General features: G+C 43.6%; 18 protein-coding genes. 10 read left to right on the top strand and 8 right to left on the bottom strand.

The annotated features are described in order from the left end of the window. Positions 1 to 40: 40 nt before the first annotated feature. From BW980_RS06685 to BW980_RS06695, 3 genes are all read right to left on the bottom strand, one after another. Positions 41 to 2,245: a RelA/SpoT family protein gene (locus tag BW980_RS06685; protein ID WP_076454154.1), complete on the bottom strand. Its 2,205-nt coding sequence runs from the start codon at positions 2,243 to 2,245 to the stop codon at positions 41 to 43. Between the two features lie 104 nt (positions 2,246 to 2,349). Continuing rightward, entirely contained in the window at positions 2,350 to 3,576 is a 1,227-nt protein-coding gene (locus BW980_RS06690) for a M48 family metallopeptidase (RefSeq protein WP_076454155.1), read from the bottom strand. Between the two features lie 54 nt (positions 3,577 to 3,630). Next, on the bottom strand, positions 3,631 to 4,443 hold the full coding sequence (locus BW980_RS06695; RefSeq protein WP_076454156.1) for a TrmH family RNA methyltransferase: 813 nt from the start codon (positions 4,441 to 4,443) through the stop codon (positions 3,631 to 3,633). A 61-nt stretch (positions 4,444 to 4,504) separates the two neighbouring features. Here BW980_RS06695 and BW980_RS06700 point away from each other — a divergent pair, with 61 nt between their 5' ends. From BW980_RS06700 to BW980_RS06745, 10 genes are all read left to right on the top strand, one after another. Continuing rightward, entirely contained in the window at positions 4,505 to 5,305 is an 801-nt protein-coding gene (locus tag BW980_RS06700; RefSeq protein WP_076454157.1) for a DUF6503 family protein, read from the top strand. A 49-nt stretch (positions 5,306 to 5,354) separates the two neighbouring features. Continuing rightward, positions 5,355 to 5,597, top strand: a complete 243-nt coding sequence (locus BW980_RS06705) for a MoaD/ThiS family protein (RefSeq protein WP_046287574.1) — start codon at positions 5,355 to 5,357, stop codon at positions 5,595 to 5,597. A gap of 9 nt (positions 5,598 to 5,606) precedes the next feature. Further along, positions 5,607 to 6,017 (top strand): molybdenum cofactor biosynthesis protein MoaE, encoded by a 411-nt coding sequence (locus BW980_RS06710; RefSeq protein ID WP_076454158.1) that lies wholly within the window; start codon positions 5,607 to 5,609, stop codon positions 6,015 to 6,017. A gap of 77 nt (positions 6,018 to 6,094) precedes the next feature. After that, entirely contained in the window at positions 6,095 to 7,078 is a 984-nt protein-coding gene (moaA, locus tag BW980_RS06715; protein WP_076454159.1) for a GTP 3',8-cyclase MoaA, read from the top strand. Between the two features lie 4 nt (positions 7,079 to 7,082). Further along, the gene (gene moaC, locus BW980_RS06720) at positions 7,083 to 7,556 is read left to right on the top strand and encodes a cyclic pyranopterin monophosphate synthase MoaC (RefSeq protein ID WP_076454160.1); all 474 of its coding nucleotides are present in this window, start codon (positions 7,083 to 7,085) and stop codon (positions 7,554 to 7,556) included. After that, positions 7,540 to 8,136, top strand: a complete 597-nt coding sequence (locus BW980_RS06725; RefSeq protein ID WP_076454161.1) for an NTP transferase domain-containing protein — start codon at positions 7,540 to 7,542, stop codon at positions 8,134 to 8,136. The genes moaC and BW980_RS06725 overlap by 17 nt, the downstream gene beginning before the upstream one ends. Beyond that, positions 8,133 to 9,206: a HesA/MoeB/ThiF family protein gene (locus tag BW980_RS06730; protein WP_076454162.1), complete on the top strand. Its 1,074-nt coding sequence runs from the start codon at positions 8,133 to 8,135 to the stop codon at positions 9,204 to 9,206. The genes BW980_RS06725 and BW980_RS06730 overlap by 4 nt, the downstream gene beginning before the upstream one ends. Further along, a complete protein-coding gene (locus BW980_RS06735; protein ID WP_076454163.1) occupies positions 9,190 to 9,966 on the top strand; it encodes a sulfite exporter TauE/SafE family protein in 777 nt (258 codons plus the stop codon). Before BW980_RS06730 ends, BW980_RS06735 begins: the two co-directional genes overlap by 17 nt. Before the next feature lie 27 nt (positions 9,967 to 9,993). Beyond that, complete coding sequence (locus tag BW980_RS06740; RefSeq protein ID WP_076454164.1) at positions 9,994 to 10,626, top strand: WbqC family protein; 633 nt, start codon at positions 9,994 to 9,996, stop codon at positions 10,624 to 10,626. Next, entirely contained in the window at positions 10,619 to 10,939 is a 321-nt protein-coding gene (locus BW980_RS06745; RefSeq protein WP_076454165.1) for a DUF6122 family protein, read from the top strand. Before BW980_RS06740 ends, BW980_RS06745 begins: the two co-directional genes overlap by 8 nt. Here BW980_RS06745 and BW980_RS06750 read toward each other — a convergent pair. Genes BW980_RS06750 through BW980_RS06770 form a run of 5 tightly spaced genes read right to left on the bottom strand, consistent with a single transcriptional unit; the run spans position 10,919 to position 15,712 of the window. After that, the gene (locus tag BW980_RS06750) at positions 10,919 to 11,944 is read right to left on the bottom strand and encodes an endonuclease/exonuclease/phosphatase family protein (RefSeq protein WP_076454166.1); all 1,026 of its coding nucleotides are present in this window, start codon (positions 11,942 to 11,944) and stop codon (positions 10,919 to 10,921) included. The genes BW980_RS06745 and BW980_RS06750 overlap by 21 nt on opposite strands. 3 nt (positions 11,945 to 11,947) lie before the next feature. Beyond that, positions 11,948 to 12,817: a rhomboid family protein gene (locus BW980_RS06755; RefSeq protein WP_076454167.1), complete on the bottom strand. Its 870-nt coding sequence runs from the start codon at positions 12,815 to 12,817 to the stop codon at positions 11,948 to 11,950. A gap of 1 nt (position 12,818) precedes the next feature. Beyond that, positions 12,819 to 13,562 (bottom strand): rhomboid family intramembrane serine protease, encoded by a 744-nt coding sequence (locus tag BW980_RS06760; protein ID WP_076454168.1) that lies wholly within the window; start codon positions 13,560 to 13,562, stop codon positions 12,819 to 12,821. Continuing rightward, positions 13,563 to 15,419 carry a DNA mismatch repair endonuclease MutL gene (gene mutL / locus BW980_RS06765; protein ID WP_076454169.1) on the bottom strand — a complete coding sequence of 619 codons (1,857 nt, stop codon included), beginning with the start codon at positions 15,417 to 15,419 and terminating at the stop codon, positions 13,563 to 13,565. After that, positions 15,419 to 15,712 carry a riboflavin synthase subunit beta gene (locus BW980_RS06770; protein ID WP_317042186.1) on the bottom strand — a complete coding sequence of 98 codons (294 nt, stop codon included), beginning with the start codon at positions 15,710 to 15,712 and terminating at the stop codon, positions 15,419 to 15,421. The genes mutL and BW980_RS06770 overlap by 1 nt, the downstream gene beginning before the upstream one ends. Positions 15,713 to 15,923: the final 211 nt, after the last annotated feature.

Consider the following 15,923-nt stretch of genomic DNA (forward strand, 5'->3'; position numbering starts at 1 on the left):
CGTCAATTTGCAAATGTACGGTTATATTTTAATTAGAATTCTAAATTCTTGTGACTTTATCGATTCCGTTGATTTTCTTTAAATTGACGATAAGCTTTTTGAGGATGCCGATATTTTTGACCACTACGGTGATTTCTCCAACGAAAGTTCCTCCGTCGGTACTGAAGTTAAGGTTTCGGATATTTACGTGCATATTGTCCGATATAACTTCGGTAATCTCGCTTACGAGTCCGAGGTTGTCAATACCCGTTAAACGTATAACCGATTGGAATTCCTGTTGTGTAGAATCAATCCACTTGGCACTGATGATCCTGTAGGCGTAATTGGACTGTAACTGTATGGCATTGGGACAGTTCTTCTTATGAACCTTAATGCCTTCGTTAACACTGACAAAGCCAAAAACATCGTCTCCAGGGATGGGGTTGCAGCATTGCGATAGTTTGTATTCGAGTTTTTCTTCTTCCTTCCCAAAAACCAGAACATCGAACTTGCTGGTGATCTCCTCCTTGTTGATTTCGTTGGGGGCGGAGGCCCGGCGGATCTTGTTCTTAAAGAAGCTGATGAAGGCATTGGAATACGAAGAGGTAAAGTCTTTGATCATCTGATTGTCGATCGCACCTATTCCTACCCTATAAAACAGGTCAAGACTGGTTTTTAGCTTGAAGAAGGTGACCATTTTGTTCACCGTATCCTCGTTCAGGCTTACTTTTTGCGATTTCAGTTTTCTTCTCAAGACTTCCTTGCCTTCTTCGGCAATGGACTTTTTCTCTTCGCGCAAGGAAGATTTTATTTTGGATCTTGCGCGCGCAGTGGTGGCGTAATCGAGCCAGTTTTGGTTCGGTTTTGCCTGGTCGGAGGTGATGATTTCCACTTGGTCGCCACTATGCAAAGTGGTATTCAAGGGAACGAGTTTGCCATTGACCTTTGAACCCCGGGTGCGCATACCGACCTCGGTGTGTATATTGAATGCAAAATCGAGCGGGGTGGCCCCTTTGGGCAAGGACTTCAGTTCACCCTTGGGGGTAAATACAAAAATTTCCTTGGAATAAAGGTTGAGCTTGAACTCCTCTACAAAATCAACGGCATTGGTATTGGCGTTTTCAAGGGCTTCCTGTAAACGGTTCAGCCAAATTTCGATACCTTGTTCTTTTTGGTCCCCATGTTTGTACTTAAAATGGGCCGCATAGCCTTTTTCGGCAATCTCGTGCATACGTTCGCTACGTATCTGTACTTCTACCCAACGGGCTTTTGGCCCCATTACCGTTATGTGCAAGGCTTCGTAACCCGTGGTTTTCGGGGAAGATATCCAATCGCGAAGTCGCACAGGGTTGGGGGTAAAGTGATCGGTAACTATGGAATAGATTTTCCAGGCGAGAAACTTCTCGTTCTGTCGATCCGATTTATAAATAATGCGAATGGCAAATTTATCGTAGATTTCGTCAAAGGCGACATTTTGGGCCTTCATCTTCCTGCGGATGGAAAAAATCGATTTCATCCGTCCTTTGATGTAATAGTTTAAGCCCTCTTCTTTTAGCGATTTGTCTATTACGCCCGAAAAGGCATCGATATAAGCCTGCTGTTCTTCTTTTGAGTCTTCAATCTTTTCCTTGATGTCGTTGTAGACATCGGGTTCCGTATACTTAAGACTAAGGTCTTCAAGTTCCGTTTTAATATTGTAAAGTCCGATACGATGGGCCAAAGGGGCATAGATGTACAGGGTTTCCGAGGCCATCTGTACCTGTTTGTGCTCGGGCATGGCATCCATGGTGAGCATGTTGTGGTAGCGATCGGCTATTTTAATGATGATGACACGAACATCGTCGTTGAGGGTCAGCAGCATCTTCCGGAAGTTTTCCGCCTGCTGCGAGGTGTTCATGTCCTTTTTAAGGTGGGCGATCTTGGTGAGTCCGTCAACAATACGGGCGACTACCTTGCCGAACATGCGCTCAATGTCATCTAGCGTATACTCCGAATCTTCCACAACATCGTGTAAGAGGGCCGAAGCAATGGAAGTTGCATCGAGGCCGATTTCCGAAGCCACTATTTTGGCCACGGCAATCGGATGGAATATATAGGCTTCCCCAGATTTTCTACGTTGGTTTTTGTGGGCGTCTACCGCTATTTCAAAGGCAGAGCGAATCAGTGTCTTATCGTCGTCCGATAAGTGTTGATAGCTTATGCGTAGCAATTCTTTATATTGCTTGGCTATCTGTTTGTTTTCTTTTTCTATAGCTTCCTGCGTCATAGTCAAATAAAAATAGCACAATCTTAGGAGCCTTACAACAAAAATTATACCTCTTTTTAAGCTACGGACAATGTGTCCTTATATTGTGGCCGCCATCATCTAGGCTATCGTTTTAGGTTTTGAATGCGCTGCAGAAGGGTAGGATGCGAATAATGCATAAAAACAAAGGCCGGATGTGGCGTAAGGTTGCTCAGACTGTTCTTTGATAACTTTTTTAAGGAGGTGATCAAGGGGGTGGCGGCATAGGTCGCCTTGGCATAATCGTCGGCCTGATACTCGAATTTTCTTGAAAAATGGTTCATGATCAAACCGGTGATCTCTGAGATAGGGCTGTATAGAATGGCAAAACCGATCAGGGCGGCATGAAAACTGGGCCGTGATACGCCAATGGCCGTAGATACATCGGGATTGTTGACGAACAGTGATAGAACGAACAAGGTAAGTCCGGTCAGTAAAATTGAAGCTATAAGGTTGAAAATGATATGCTTTTTCTTGTAGTGACCGACTTCGTGTGCCAAAACGGCAACTATTTCTTCCTCTTCCAAGTCGTTGATCAGGGTGTCGTAAAGGGTAACCCGTTTTTCCTTGCCGAAACCTGAAAAATAGGCATTGGCCTTGGTAGATCGTTTTGATCCGTCTATCACAAAGATGTTGTTGAGCTCAAAACCGACATTTTTGGCAAAGGTCTCAATCTTGGTTTTGAGGCTTCCGTCTTCAAGTGGGGTCTGTTTGTTAAAGAGCGGTACGATAAGCTTGCTGTAGAAAAGATTCATGAATACCGTAAAAAGCGTTATAAGTGCCCAAGCGTAGAGCCAAAAGCTGGTGCCCGTCCATTGAAAGAACCAAATGATAACGGACAGTAGGAGTCCGCCTACCACCACGGTCATGGCCCATCCCTTTATCTTATCTAAAAAGAACGTAGCCTTGGTGGTTTTGTTGAACCCGAATTTCTCCTCGATAACGAAGGTCGAATAATACGAAAGGGGAAGGGTTAGCACATCGCTTCCTATCATGATGACGCCAAAGAACAAAAGGGCCATGGGAATAGCTTGGTCGGTTATGGTGCGTACCCATTGGTCTATCCATTCAAATCCTCCAAAAATCAAAAAACCTATGGTCAAAAGAAACGAGAAACTAGAAGTGATAAGTCCAAAACGATAGTTGGTCTTTTTATAGGCCTGCGATTTTTTGTATTCGGTTTCATCGAATACGTCGTTGAGTTCTTCCGGTATGGGGTCGTTGTAGCGTTTGGAGTTCAAATAATCCAGTACGGTCTCAATAACGAACTGCAATACGAGAATGGTGATTATAATATAAAACAGCATGCCCATTGGATAGTGGTTTTTGGTAAAATGGTGTAGGTCGCCTAAAAAATAAAACAGGACCTATTTAAACTTCCGTTGTCTTTTTGCTTCAAAGATAAGAATAGCGGCCGAGACCGATACGTTCATAGAATCGATTTCACCTTGCATGGGTATGATGATGTTCTGTTTTGAGCTGTTGAGCCATTCTTCTGAGAGTCCGTCCGCTTCGGTGCCGACAACAATGGCCGATCCTGGCTTGAAATCGGTTTCGGTATAGCTTTCGGAGGCCGAAAGGGCCGCACAGTAAATGCTGATGTTTTGGGCCTTGAGAAAATCGATTACCTCCGTGCTGCTGCCCATGGCTATATTATTGGTAAAAACGCAGCCCACGCTAGAACGGATAATGTTGGGGTTGTAGAGGTCGGTCTTGGGGTTGGCAATGAGTACGGCGTCAAGATTTGCCGCATCGGCGGTACGCAGTAGTGCCCCAATGTTCCCGGGTTTTTCGGGTGCTTCCGCAACAAGGATCAAGGGGTTTTTCTTGCTCAGCTTTAATTCGCTTAACAAGGTGGGCTTACTTTGGGCAATGGCCAAAATACCTTCGGTGGTCTGTCTGTAGGCCAATTTTTGATACACTTCCTTGCTGATCTCGATATAATCGGGTGTCGATAAATTATTTTCAAATAGCGATAAGGTTTCGTTGAAGTCGATCAACTCGGGTTGAAAAAGCACTGTTTCAAAGTGGTAGCCCCCTTTCAGTGCCAATTGTATTTCCCTTTGGCCTTCCACAATAAAAAGTCCGGTTTTCTTCCGTTCCCTAGACTTTTCCTTTAAAAGCAGTATTTTCTTGATCAGCGTATTTTGAACGCTCGAGATTTGCTTAGATTTGTGCATACCGCAAATGTAAATAAAAGAGCCTTTGTGCGACCTATAGAGCTAAAACTAAAACAAACAGATGAAGCGAATTTTAACGATTGTATTGATTTTGGGACTATCGAGCTGTAAAGAGGTGGCCAAGAGTGAAAAGAAGGTAGGAACGAATGTGAAAACGGAGGCGGTTGTAGCGAATGAGAGGTATCCGGAAGCCTTGGTCAAGGTGTTCGATGCCCATGGGGGATTGAAAAACTGGAAGGGCAAACGCACTTTGAGCTTTAACTTGCCGAAGCCCAAATCGATAGAGGTGCATACGGTAGATCTATATTCGAGAAGGGATAAGGTCGAAATTTCCCCAGTAACAATGGGGTTTGATGGGGATGTGGTTTGGTTGCTCGACGAACAGGGTTCCTATAAAGGCAATCCCGCACTATATCATAACCTGATGTTCTATTTTTATGCCATGCCCTTTGTTTTTTCCGATTCGGGAATCAACTATAAACCGGCCGAAGATTTAGTGTATGAAGGAAAAAGCTATCCGGGAATCCATATCAGTTACAACGATGGGGTCGGGGCTTCTTCAAAAGACGATTATTACTTGCACTACGATCCCGAAACCTATAAAATGGCATGGTTGGGGTACACCTTTACCTATGGTAGTAATGAAAAATCGGAAAATGTACGTTGGATACATTATAATGATTGGATAGATGTAGAGGGGGTACAATTGCCGAAATCTATAACATGGCACAATTATGAGGGCCGTACGATCAAAGAGGCGAAAGAGCCTACCGTTTTTGAAAATATAAGTTTGCAAGAGACTTCAAGGCCCGATTCGTTTTACGCGAAACCTGAAAATGCCAAAGTCGTCTTAAAGGACTAAGGAGTGCTGTTTTTTTAAGTAAATTGTATCTTTAAACTTTTATTTGAATATGGAAGTATTGTTATTCGGGATTGCCAAGGATATTGTAGGTACATCGTCATTTCGTTTTGAAGGGGGCGATGTCGTGCCCCAATCGGTTTTGGAGTTAAAGGAAAGACTCAGTGAGACCTTTCCCGAGTTTGATAATCTCTCGTCTTTGGCAGTGGCGGTAAACAGTGAATATGCCGATGATAGCAAGGGCTTGAACCTTGGTGATGAAATTGCGATAATTCCCCCCGTAAGCGGTGGGTGATATTGAAATATGATTGTAGAAATTGTAGATGAAATTGCCCCTGGGCAGGTATATGCCGAGCTTTCACACCCCAATAGCGGTGGTATTTGTGTTTTTGTAGGGGCCGTGAGGGAGTTTACCGACAATGAGGAGGTAAAGGCCCTTGAGTTTGAGGCATACAAAAGCATGGCCCTCAGGGAAATGGAAAAAATAGCTGGCGAAGCGACCCAAAAATGGGAGCTGAACAAGGTGGTCATCCGCCATGCCGTAGGAAAAAAAGAGGTAGAGGAACCCGTTGTGGTAGTAGGGGCTTCGTCGGCGCACCGCGATGCCTGTTTCGAGGCCTGTCGCTATTTAATAGATACCTTAAAGGAACGGGTGCCGATTTGGAAGAAGGAAATTTTTAAGAATAAGATGGTATGGGTTTCGGCCCATCCATAAATAGAAGAAAAGTCGGATTTTGTAAAAACGACTTGGGAGATAACGGTTGAATTGACCGAAACGAGAACGATAGATGTATGTTGGTAGACAATCATAATAGAACCATTAATTACGTTCGCTTGGCAGTGACCGATCGTTGCAATTTGCGTTGTAATTATTGCATGCCTGCCGAGGGAATCAATTTTGCAAAGAATGATAAGCTCTTCACTATTGATGAACTTTCTAGACTGAGTGAGATCCTCGTATCACAGGGTGTCGATAAAATTCGGATTACGGGAGGGGAACCTTTTGTTAGAAAAGATCTGATGGTACTCATGCGCCATTTATCACAACTTGAAGGGCTTAACGATATTTCCGTGACTACGAACGCTACTTTGATCGGCCCTTATATTGATGAACTCAAGGAATTAGGCATAAAGAACATCAATGTTAGCATGGACGCCATCAATCGCGAGACCTTTGAAAAAATCACCCGTCGCGACCATTATGATACCGTACATAACAATATCATTAGGCTGATTACCGAAGGTTTTAATGTAAGGATCAATTTTATTGCCTTGGAGGGACAGAATACCGAGGATATATTGCCGATGCTGGAGCTTACCAAGCATTATGGGGTTTCGGTACGCTTCCTTGAGGAAATGCCCTTTAACGGAGGAAGCAAGACCTTTGAAAGTATTGCGTGGGACTACAAGCGGATTTTGGCCTATGTGAAAGAGCGCCATCTCGATTATTACGAGTTGCCATCGCCCAAAACATCTACATCGATCAATTATAAAATTCCGGGCTTTAAAGGAAGCTTTGGGGTTATTCCTTCCTTTAGTAGAACGTTTTGTGGCTCGTGCAATCGCTTGCGAATTTCGGCTACGGGAGATGTCATTACCTGTTTGTATGCACAACCGAGCATGAACATACGCGATATTTTACGGGGGGAAGGGTCAACGGAAAAAATCAAGGAAAGTATTTTGAAAGCCATAGGAAGCCGTTCTAAAACGGGCTTCGAGGCGCAACAAAAGTACAAAGGCGTTTTCGCCAATTCAATGACTTCAATAGGAGGCTAATTTCATGGAAAAAAAACTCTCACATATCGATGCCTCGGGTAACGCGGCAATGGTAGATGTATCTGAAAAAAAAGTAACGGCACGGATGGCAAGGGCCTCGGGGCAAGTAGAATTTCCCAAGGAGGTTTTTGAGACCTTGGCGGCCCAAGATTTTCTGGGTAAGAAGGGAAGCATTATCCAAACGGCGGTCATTGCCGGTATTCAGGCCGTAAAAAAAACATCTGAGCTTATTCCGCTTTGCCATCAGATCAACCTGTCAAAAGTACAGATCGATATTGTACCCAAAGAGACGGCTTTAGAAATAAGCTGTACCGTAAAATGTACGGAAAAAACGGGAGTTGAAATGGAGGCACTTACAGGTGTTTCGCTTAGTGCATTGACCATTTACGATATGTGTAAGGCTTTGTCTCACGATATACGGATTACCAATGTTCAATTAGAAGAAAAAACAGGAGGAAAGAATGATTATAGGTCCTAAAATATACGGTTTGGTGCTGGCCGGAGGAAAAAGTACCCGCATGGGAAAAGACAAAGGCTTGATTCCCTATCACGGTATACCGCAACGCGATTATCTCTATAGCCTGCTGGGCAGGGTGTGTGAAAAGACCTTTTTAAGTATCAGGCCGGAACAAGCGGAAGAGATGGCCGAAGGCCTTGAAGTGGTTATTGATGAAAACAAGTATAGAGGGCCGTATAACGGACTCCTATCCGCGCATTTACAGTATCCTGACGTGGCTTGGTTGGTGTTGGCCTGCGACCTTCCCTTGATGGACCTTAAGGCGTTACAGGAATTGATCGCCGCTCGCGACCCGAATATGGTGGCGACTTCATTTGCCCAAAAAGAAAATCCTTTGCCCGAACCGCTATGTGCTATTTGGGAACCCAAGGCTTTTAAGGAAAGCTTGGCCTATCTGGAAAGCGGAAACGGTACCTGTCCTCGAAAATATTTGATTAACAGCGAAGTAAAATTGGTTTTCCCCGATAACCCGAATGTGCTTTTAAATGCGAATTCAGAGGAGGAATACAAGGAAGCTATCGTAAAACTTGCGGTGGAATGAATGCGGAACGCTATGACCGACAAACGATTCTAAAAGAGTTTGGTATGGAGGCCCAACTGAAATTGCAGTCGGCCAAAGTACTGGTGATAGGCGCGGGCGGACTCGGAGTTCCCGTACTTACCTACCTTAACGCTATGGGGGTAGGTACTTTAGGCATTGTAGACAATGATGTGGTGTCGCTTTCAAACTTGCACAGACAAGTACTGTATTCTGAAAAAGATGTACATACGCCTAAAGTTGCTACTGCTGTCCATAAGTTAAAAGAGCAGAATTCGGAGACCGAAATAATTTCGTACGAAACTTTTTTGACCCGAGAGAATGCGCTTGAGATTTTAGCCGATTATGATGTGGTCGTCGACGCTTCCGATAATTTTCCGACCCGATATTTGGTGAACGATGCCTGTGTTATTTTAGGAAAACCTTTTGTTTATGGTGCCTTACACAGTTTTGAAGGTCAGGTAAGCGTTTTTAATTTTAAAGGGGGGCCAACCTATCGCTGCCTTTTTCCTGAAATGCCGAAGGCCGATGAGGTACCCAACTGTAATGAAAATGGGGTTTTGGGTATTGTACCTGGAATCATCGGTAATTTTCAAGCCTTGGAAACCGTAAAAATGATTACGGGAATAGGGGAGACCCTTTCGGGGAAATTGTTGCTCTTTGATGGGTTGTCGAACAATTTCCAGAAAATACGGTTTACGGTAAACCCCGAAAACCTAGAGATAAAAACACTTCGTGAAAGTTATGATTTTGACTGTGGCCTACCCATGGCATCCATTACATCTGAGGCTTTCCGGCAGCTTGTTGAAAAGAGCGAAGTAGAACTTATAGATGTCCGTACCCCAAAGGAGTTTGAAAGGAAGCACTTGTCTTTCGCTAAAAACATCCCACTTTCCGAACTTGATGAACGGCATGGTGAAATTTTAACCGATGGGCCGATCTATGTGGTCTGCCAATCTGGGGTGCGAAGCCGAAAAGCCGTGGAAAAACTCAAAGGAATCTACGCCAAGGCCAATTTGATCAATGTTGAAGGGGGAATGAACCAAATTTCAAGGCATGCTCTTAAGTACTGAGAACCTGGTGCTCTTGTGTTTGGGTTTCTTTATTGTGGCCACCCTCTACTCTTCGGTAGGTTTTGGGGGCGGTTCTAGCTATTTGGCTTTGTTGACGCTGTTTTTGGGTGGTTTTTTTGCCATTCGTTCCATAGCGCTGATCTGTAATTTGGTGGTGGTTTCGGGTAGTACCTATTTGTACTTCAAGAACGGTCATGCTAAGTTAAAGGATTTTTTGCCCTTTGTTCTGGCTAGTATTCCCATGGCATTTATAGGGGCTTCTTTTCGCTTGGAAGAACATGTTTTTTTTCTGTTGCTAGGGTTTTCCCTAGTGACCTCGGCCATTTTTCTGACCTTGCAGACCTTTTCGAAAAGGGACCCCTCTGAAAAAGTGTCGGACTACCCGAAGTGGATGACCTATTTGCTAGGGGGCGGTATCGGCCTTTTGTCAGGACTCGTAGGTATTGGCGGGGGCATTTTTTTGGCGCCTATCCTCAACCATTTGAAATGGGACAAGTCTATTAAAATTGCGGCATTGGCCAGTTTTTTTATTCTGGTGAATTCAATTTCCGGACTTGCGGGGCTGGTTCAAGGGGGGATGTTGGAGCTTCCTTGGAAGGAAACCCTGGCCCTTGTGGTATCGGTTCTTGTCGGTGGTCAACTCGGAATTCGCATCAGCTTAAAACGATTTACCCCTAAAGGTATCAAAAGAATTACCGCCTTATTGGTTTTTGTTGTAGGGGTTCGTATTTTGCTCAAATATATTCCACAGGTATTCTGAACAAATAGTTTTTAAAAAGTAATAACATTGAAGATTCTTTTGAACCCGGCCTATGTTCCGGATATAGCAAGTTTTTCGGTAATTGCCCAACACGAGGTTTGTTGGGAAGTAGAAGATAATTTTCAGAAACAGACCTACCGTAACCGGGCCTACATTTGTAATGATTTGGGAAGACATATGCTCAGCATACCCATTCGCCATCTTGGGGGAAGCCAAGGTCGGCAGAAATACAAAGACGTTAAACTTGAAAACACTTATCAGTGGCAACGTCAGCACTGGAGAACCTTGCAAACCGCGTATAGGACCTCGCCTTTTTTTGAATTCTACGAAGATGAAATTGCGCCGCTTTACGAAAAACCATACGAGTATTTGTTAGACTTTAATCTTTTGAGCATACAGACCGTATGCGATTGCCTTCAGTTAGATATGCCCGAAGAAAAGACGGTTACGTTTGAAACCAAGCCGGAAAGCATGTTTGACGGTCGATTTCTTGTGAATGCAAAAAACAAGCTGGATTTCGCGCCCGAAACGTATACGCAAGTCTTTTCCGATAGAAATAGTTTTGTGGCGAATACAAGTATTCTTGATTTGTTGTTTAATGAAGGAACCAATGCCCTGAGCTATCTAAAGGCCCAGGACTTAAGCTTTTTAAATGCTTAGGTTTTTCTTGCACTATGGGATCCATTTTTTGCTTCCCGTTCTGGTAGGATGGTATTTCTATAAGGAATACCGAACAAAGGCCATACTCATACTATTGGCGGGTATAATTATCGATCTTGACCATTTGTTGGCAAGCCCCATCTTTGATCCCGATCGTTGTAGTATCGGCTTTCATCCCTTACACAGTTACTGGGCCATTGCCTTATATTTTGGATTGCTGTATTTTAAAAAGACGAGAATTTTCGGGTGGGCCTTGCTGATACATATCTTGGCCGATGCGACCGATTGTTTCTTACTCTTTCAATCGGAATGAGGCCATAACCGGAAAGTGGTCCGAATACTTATTGTCGTAGTTTTTGTGGGCCATAACTTCAAAGTTGGCATCGGCCATAATAAAATCGATGCGAATAGGAATCTTTAAAAAGTTGTATGTTCGTCCGTAACCCGAGCCTTTTGCTATAAAGGTATCTTGCATATCACCCTTGATGGTATGGTAGACCGAAGAGAATTGAGTGTTGTTGAAGTCTCCGCAAACCAAGGTTTTATAAGGGCTTTTGGCTTTGTGTTCGGCTATGATCTGTGCTTGGTGCTGTTGGCGTTTGAAGGCGTTGGTCACCCTTCTGTACAAGCGGTCTGAGGACTGTGAGCGCAACACGCCCGTGCCAGGGGTAATGCCCAGTGATTGCATGTGCAGGTTGTAGAGGCGTATCGTGTCTTTTTTGTAGAGGATGTCGGCATAGGAACCATTGTTGATGCTGTTCGGGAAATTAATGAGTTCCGCATTGATTATGGGGTATTTTGAAAATATGGCCATGTGCACCTTTCCTCCTGTCGGAATGCGCTTTAGGAAGTGATAGGGGTAGTCTAAATAATCTACCTGCATATCATGGCCTACCTCTTGAAAACTAATGATGTCGGGTTTCTCTTGTTTGACCAAATTTTCGATCTCTTCTGGGATGTTGTCGTTGTCTAAAAAATGATATCGGTTGAAAGCCCGTACGTTATAGGTCATTACCTTTAGTTCGTCTTCTTGAAAATCAATTGATTTTGGGGCGATTTTGATAAAAGTGCCCAAGGTAAAATAACCAAAGACCAAAACGAACAATGAGGTAAGCGCTTGCCATTTTAGGTTCAATAACCAATATAGAAAAAAGAGTCCGTTGACGACCACCAAAGCGGGTACACCCAAACTCAAAATCGACAAAAACGGAAAAAGATCCAGAGAGAGGTAGGGTACCCCACAGGCCGCTAGAAGTACCAGGGCAAAAATCAGATTAAAGAAGTAAGCGATTTTATTGAAAAATGAAAGTCCCTTCATAAGCTAATCTTCCTTGCCGGCCTTGAAAAGAAAGTCCTTTTCCGCTTTGGAAAGACTTTCGTAGCCCGACTTGCTGATCTTGTCTAAAATAGCATCTATCTTTTTTTGATGGGCTTGCTTGTCGTAATTAGCTTTTGAGGTGGTAGCGGTCGATTGTCTGTTCTTGTACACCGTTTTCATGGGGGCTTTCTTTTCGGTTTTTTTGAAAAGGTTGGCTATGGCGTCTATCATTTTTGAAAAACCTTCACCTATGTCCTTTCCATTGTATAGCTGTTTGGCGTACATATAACCTAGAAGGGCACCGCCCAAATGCGCTATGCGTCCTCCAACATTACCTCCCATGGGAATCTGTACCAAATCCATCAGAACAACGAACAGGCCTATTTGCCAGAGCTTTACGTTAAAGAAAATTAGACGGACTTCTTGATTGGGGATGTAGGTACACACAAATATAAGTACGGCCATGACCCCGGCGGATGCCCCGATAAGGGAAGCGTTGATGTTTATTAGTGTTGGGAAAATGTTATAGCTTAAGAGAAATAGGAGTCCACCTAAAATAACGCCCAAAAAATAAATGTTCAAGAATCGCCTGCCGTCAAAAAGATTAAGTAAAATACGGCCCGCCACGTAGAGCACGTACATATTCCAGATAATATGGAAAATTCCACCGTGCAAAAAAGAGTAGGTCACAATGGACCAAGGTTGCGTTAAGAAGTCGAAGAAATCTTTGGGCAGGGCGAACCATTCTTCAAACCTAGGGCTAATAAGCGCCGTAATAAGCCCCATAACGATAAAAACGATAACGTTAATTACTATGAGCTTTTCGGAAACGCTCAACCGGGCATACTGATATTTTAAGTCTCCGTTCGTCATCTTAGTTCCAGCGGTTGTTATTAAACTGATTTTTTTTCCAATACCACATCATTAAAAAGCCGAATAAAGCACCGCCAATGTGGGCAAAATGGGCAATGCCTTGACCGAAAAGACTATATCCGGTTACTCCTGAAAATAAGTCCAATCCTATTAAAACGGGAATAAAGTATTTCGCTTTAATGGGTATGGGAAGGAAAATCAAGAAAAGCTCACTATTGGGGAACATCATTCCAAAGGCTACCAAAACGCCATAGATGGCTCCTGAGGCCCCTACGGCAGGAGTGCTATAGGCCGATAAGAAATTGTCTATGGTGCTTTTCGAAGCAATATTGTACCAATCGGGACTGTATTGGCCCGAGGAGATAATCTCTAAGACGTTGGCTTCGGTCATACCACTATTGACCAAGGCCTGCATGCCTTCGTTAAAATAGTAATAATTGACCCCTGTATGGATCAGTGCCGAACCAAGGCCGGCGGAAAAATAGAAAAATAAAAACTTGTTACGCCCCCATAACTGTTCTAGGGGAGTGCCAAAGGCCCATAAGGCGTACATGTTAAATGCAATGTGGGTGAAGCCGCCATGCATGAACATGTGTGTGATGATTTGATAGATTTCAAAATGCTCGTTCTTGGGAAACCACAAGGAAAACCACTGGTACATTTGGTCGCCGTACAAATAGGTGGCCACAAAAAACAGAATGTTGATGATGAGCAAATGTTTTATGGCTTCTGTAAGTCTTCCCATTTATATGAATTTTTTATCGATGTCATTTTCGGTAATGGTAATATATACCGGTTTATTAAACGGACTTACCATAGATTCCTTACAGGCAAACAGGTCGTTTACCAAGGCAATTTGCGAGGCGTTGTCCAATGTTTCCCCAGTTTTGACCGCCAAAGTCTTTGCCAGGGTTTTTGAAAGTATGTCCGTATGCGAAAAACTATCGTCGGTTACCTCTTGTTGGTAATCCGATATCAGTTGGTCCAATATCATGCCAACTTCGCTTTCGGCCACTAATAGGGGTACTCCGGTAACCGTAATCGATTCACCTTCTATGTTTTCGAAAATGAAGCCGATGGAAACCAAAATATCCTGAATTTCTTTGAGGGCATTGATTTCCGACTTTGAAAAAGAAAGGTGTAGGGGGAATAATAATTGCTGGCTTACCCCTTGTTTTACCGTACTGTTCTTTAGGAATTTCTCGTAGAGGACCCTTTGGTGTGCCCGACTTTGGTCTATGACGACCATCCCTGATTTTATCGTTGTTACAATATATTTTCTTCTGATTTGGAAGGTGGTGGTAACCGCTTCTGTGGTTTCTTTTTCACCTTCAAAGATAGAGCCTGTAATAGTATCGGATTCAAAACTGATACTACCGGGTTCGTCATCGGTGCCCATTTTTGACTCAAGGCCAACGTATAAACTTTCCCAATTGCCGGAACTTTGCTTTTGATAGCTTCTCGAAGCAGGGGACGGAGACGGGCTTTTGGTTTCTTGAAAAGGATTGAAGCCCGCATCTACCGTTACCTTGGGGGGCACGGCGGATTTGTCCTTGAACTCGTATGGGGTCTGTAAATTTGGGTCGTGCTCGAAGTCTAGGGCAGGGGCCACGTTAAATTGGCCCAAGCTGTGCTTTACCGTAGACCGTAAAATGGCGTACAGGCTGTGCTCGTCGTCAAATTTGACCTCCGTTTTGGTCGGGTGTATATTGATATCTATAGAACTTGGATCCACCTCTAAATAAAGAAAATAACCTGGGTAAGAGTCCGATTTTATCAGTCCTTCAAAAGCTGCGACTACGGCATGGTGTAAATACGGACTTTTAATAAATCTGTTGTTGATAAAGAAGAACTGCTCGCCACGGCTTTTTTTTGCGAATTCGGGCTTGGTAATAAACCCTTTTATTTTTACTATCGGAGTTTCTTCCTCTACAGGTACTAATTTTTGATTGGTACGGCTTCCGAAGATATTTACGATACGCTTTCGGTAATTGTCGGAAGGAAGGTTGAAAAGCTCGTTCCCATTATTGTAAAAGTGAAAGGCTATCGAAGGATGGGCCAAGGCCACACGGTGAAATTCGTCGGTGATATGCCTGAGCTCGACTTGATTGCTTTTTAGGAAATTCCGTCGGGCCGGAATATTGAAAAACAGGTTTTTTACCGCCATAGACGTACCCTTGGGGGTAACGCTGGCTTCTTGAAAAACGATTTTACTGCCTTCAATTTTGATATGGGTACCCAATTCCTCGGATTCGGGCCTGGTCTGCATTTCTACATGGGCAATCGCCGCAATGGAAGCCAAGGCCTCGCCGCGGAACCCTTTGGTATTCAGGTTGAAAAGGTCTTCGGCCTTCTGTATTTTAGAAGTAGCGTGACGCTCAAAACTCAAGCGTGCATCGGTCGCACTCATGCCCATACCGTCATCGACAACTTGAATGAGGATTTTCCCTCCTTCTTTAATGATGAGTTTTATAGTGGTGGCACCGGCATCAATAGCGTTTTCAAGCAATTCCTTGACCACCGAGGCAGGGCGTTGAACCACTTCACCCGCTGCAATCTGATTAGCAACATGGTCCGGTAAAAGTTTTATGATATCTGCCATTAGTTAGGAAAGAATATAGAAAGGTCAAAATCGATGATAAAAAGTACGATCAGTACTAAAATGGCCAAAATGATGGCCATACGTATTTTTAGGTTGTTGTCGCCTTGGCGTCTCATGTCGGCCATGGCGTTACCGAATTTCCCTTTTAGTCCTCTTGGGGCATTGAGCGTACTTCTATATTGGTCGAATTTTGGTTCAATTTTGAACGGATTGCCTTTTCCCTTATCGTCAAAATAACGAGGGGCGTATCCAAACTTCTTGTTGCGCTTTAAGCGCGTGAATTTACTTAGCATTCCCATGAACTTCAAAGTTACTTAAAATCAAAAAATATGCCGTCTTGCCAATGCCAAAATTTGTTAACAAGAGCCCGATAAGAGGTGAATTGAAGAAAAACGTAGTAATCTACTCCTTGGTTTGTAGTGTTTTAAGTTGTTGTAGCCCGAAGAGTTGGAGTTTCAAGATGTTAACCGCGTCAAAAGAGGCGGACATATCCGGAAGGGTGCA

Origin of the sequence: Zobellia uliginosa (assembly GCF_900156625.1) — a bacterium.
GTDB classification, from domain to species: domain Bacteria; phylum Bacteroidota; class Bacteroidia; order Flavobacteriales; family Flavobacteriaceae; genus Zobellia; species Zobellia uliginosa.

Coding starts and splice junctions, on each gene's coding strand:
- BW980_RS06705 (WP_046287574.1), top strand. CDS start 5,355: ATGGAAGTATTGTTATTCGGGATTGCCAAGGATATTGTAGGTACATCG.
- BW980_RS06750 (WP_076454166.1), bottom strand. CDS start 11,944: ATGAAGGGACTTTCATTTTTCAATAAAATCGCTTACTTCTTTAATCTG.
- BW980_RS06730 (WP_076454162.1), top strand. CDS start 8,133: ATGAATGCGGAACGCTATGACCGACAAACGATTCTAAAAGAGTTTGGT.
- BW980_RS06755 (WP_076454167.1), bottom strand. CDS start 12,817: ATGACGAACGGAGACTTAAAATATCAGTATGCCCGGTTGAGCGTTTCC.
- BW980_RS06710 (WP_076454158.1), top strand. CDS start 5,607: ATGATTGTAGAAATTGTAGATGAAATTGCCCCTGGGCAGGTATATGCC.
- BW980_RS06760 (WP_076454168.1), bottom strand. CDS start 13,562: ATGGGAAGACTTACAGAAGCCATAAAACATTTGCTCATCATCAACATT.
- BW980_RS06695 (WP_076454156.1), bottom strand. CDS start 4,443: ATGCACAAATCTAAGCAAATCTCGAGCGTTCAAAATACGCTGATCAAG.
- mutL (WP_076454169.1), bottom strand. CDS start 15,419: ATGGCAGATATCATAAAACTTTTACCGGACCATGTTGCTAATCAGATT.
- moaA (WP_076454159.1), top strand. CDS start 6,095: ATGTTGGTAGACAATCATAATAGAACCATTAATTACGTTCGCTTGGCA.
- BW980_RS06735 (WP_076454163.1), top strand. CDS start 9,190: ATGCTCTTAAGTACTGAGAACCTGGTGCTCTTGTGTTTGGGTTTCTTT.
- BW980_RS06770 (WP_317042186.1), bottom strand. CDS start 15,712: ATGCTAAGTAAATTCACGCGCTTAAAGCGCAACAAGAAGTTTGGATAC.
- BW980_RS06690 (WP_076454155.1), bottom strand. CDS start 3,576: ATGGGCATGCTGTTTTATATTATAATCACCATTCTCGTATTGCAGTTC.
- BW980_RS06685 (WP_076454154.1), bottom strand. CDS start 2,245: ATGACGCAGGAAGCTATAGAAAAAGAAAACAAACAGATAGCCAAGCAA.
- BW980_RS06700 (WP_076454157.1), top strand. CDS start 4,505: ATGAAGCGAATTTTAACGATTGTATTGATTTTGGGACTATCGAGCTGT.
- moaC (WP_076454160.1), top strand. CDS start 7,083: ATGGAAAAAAAACTCTCACATATCGATGCCTCGGGTAACGCGGCAATG.
- BW980_RS06745 (WP_076454165.1), top strand. CDS start 10,619: ATGCTTAGGTTTTTCTTGCACTATGGGATCCATTTTTTGCTTCCCGTT.
- BW980_RS06725 (WP_076454161.1), top strand. CDS start 7,540: ATGATTATAGGTCCTAAAATATACGGTTTGGTGCTGGCCGGAGGAAAA.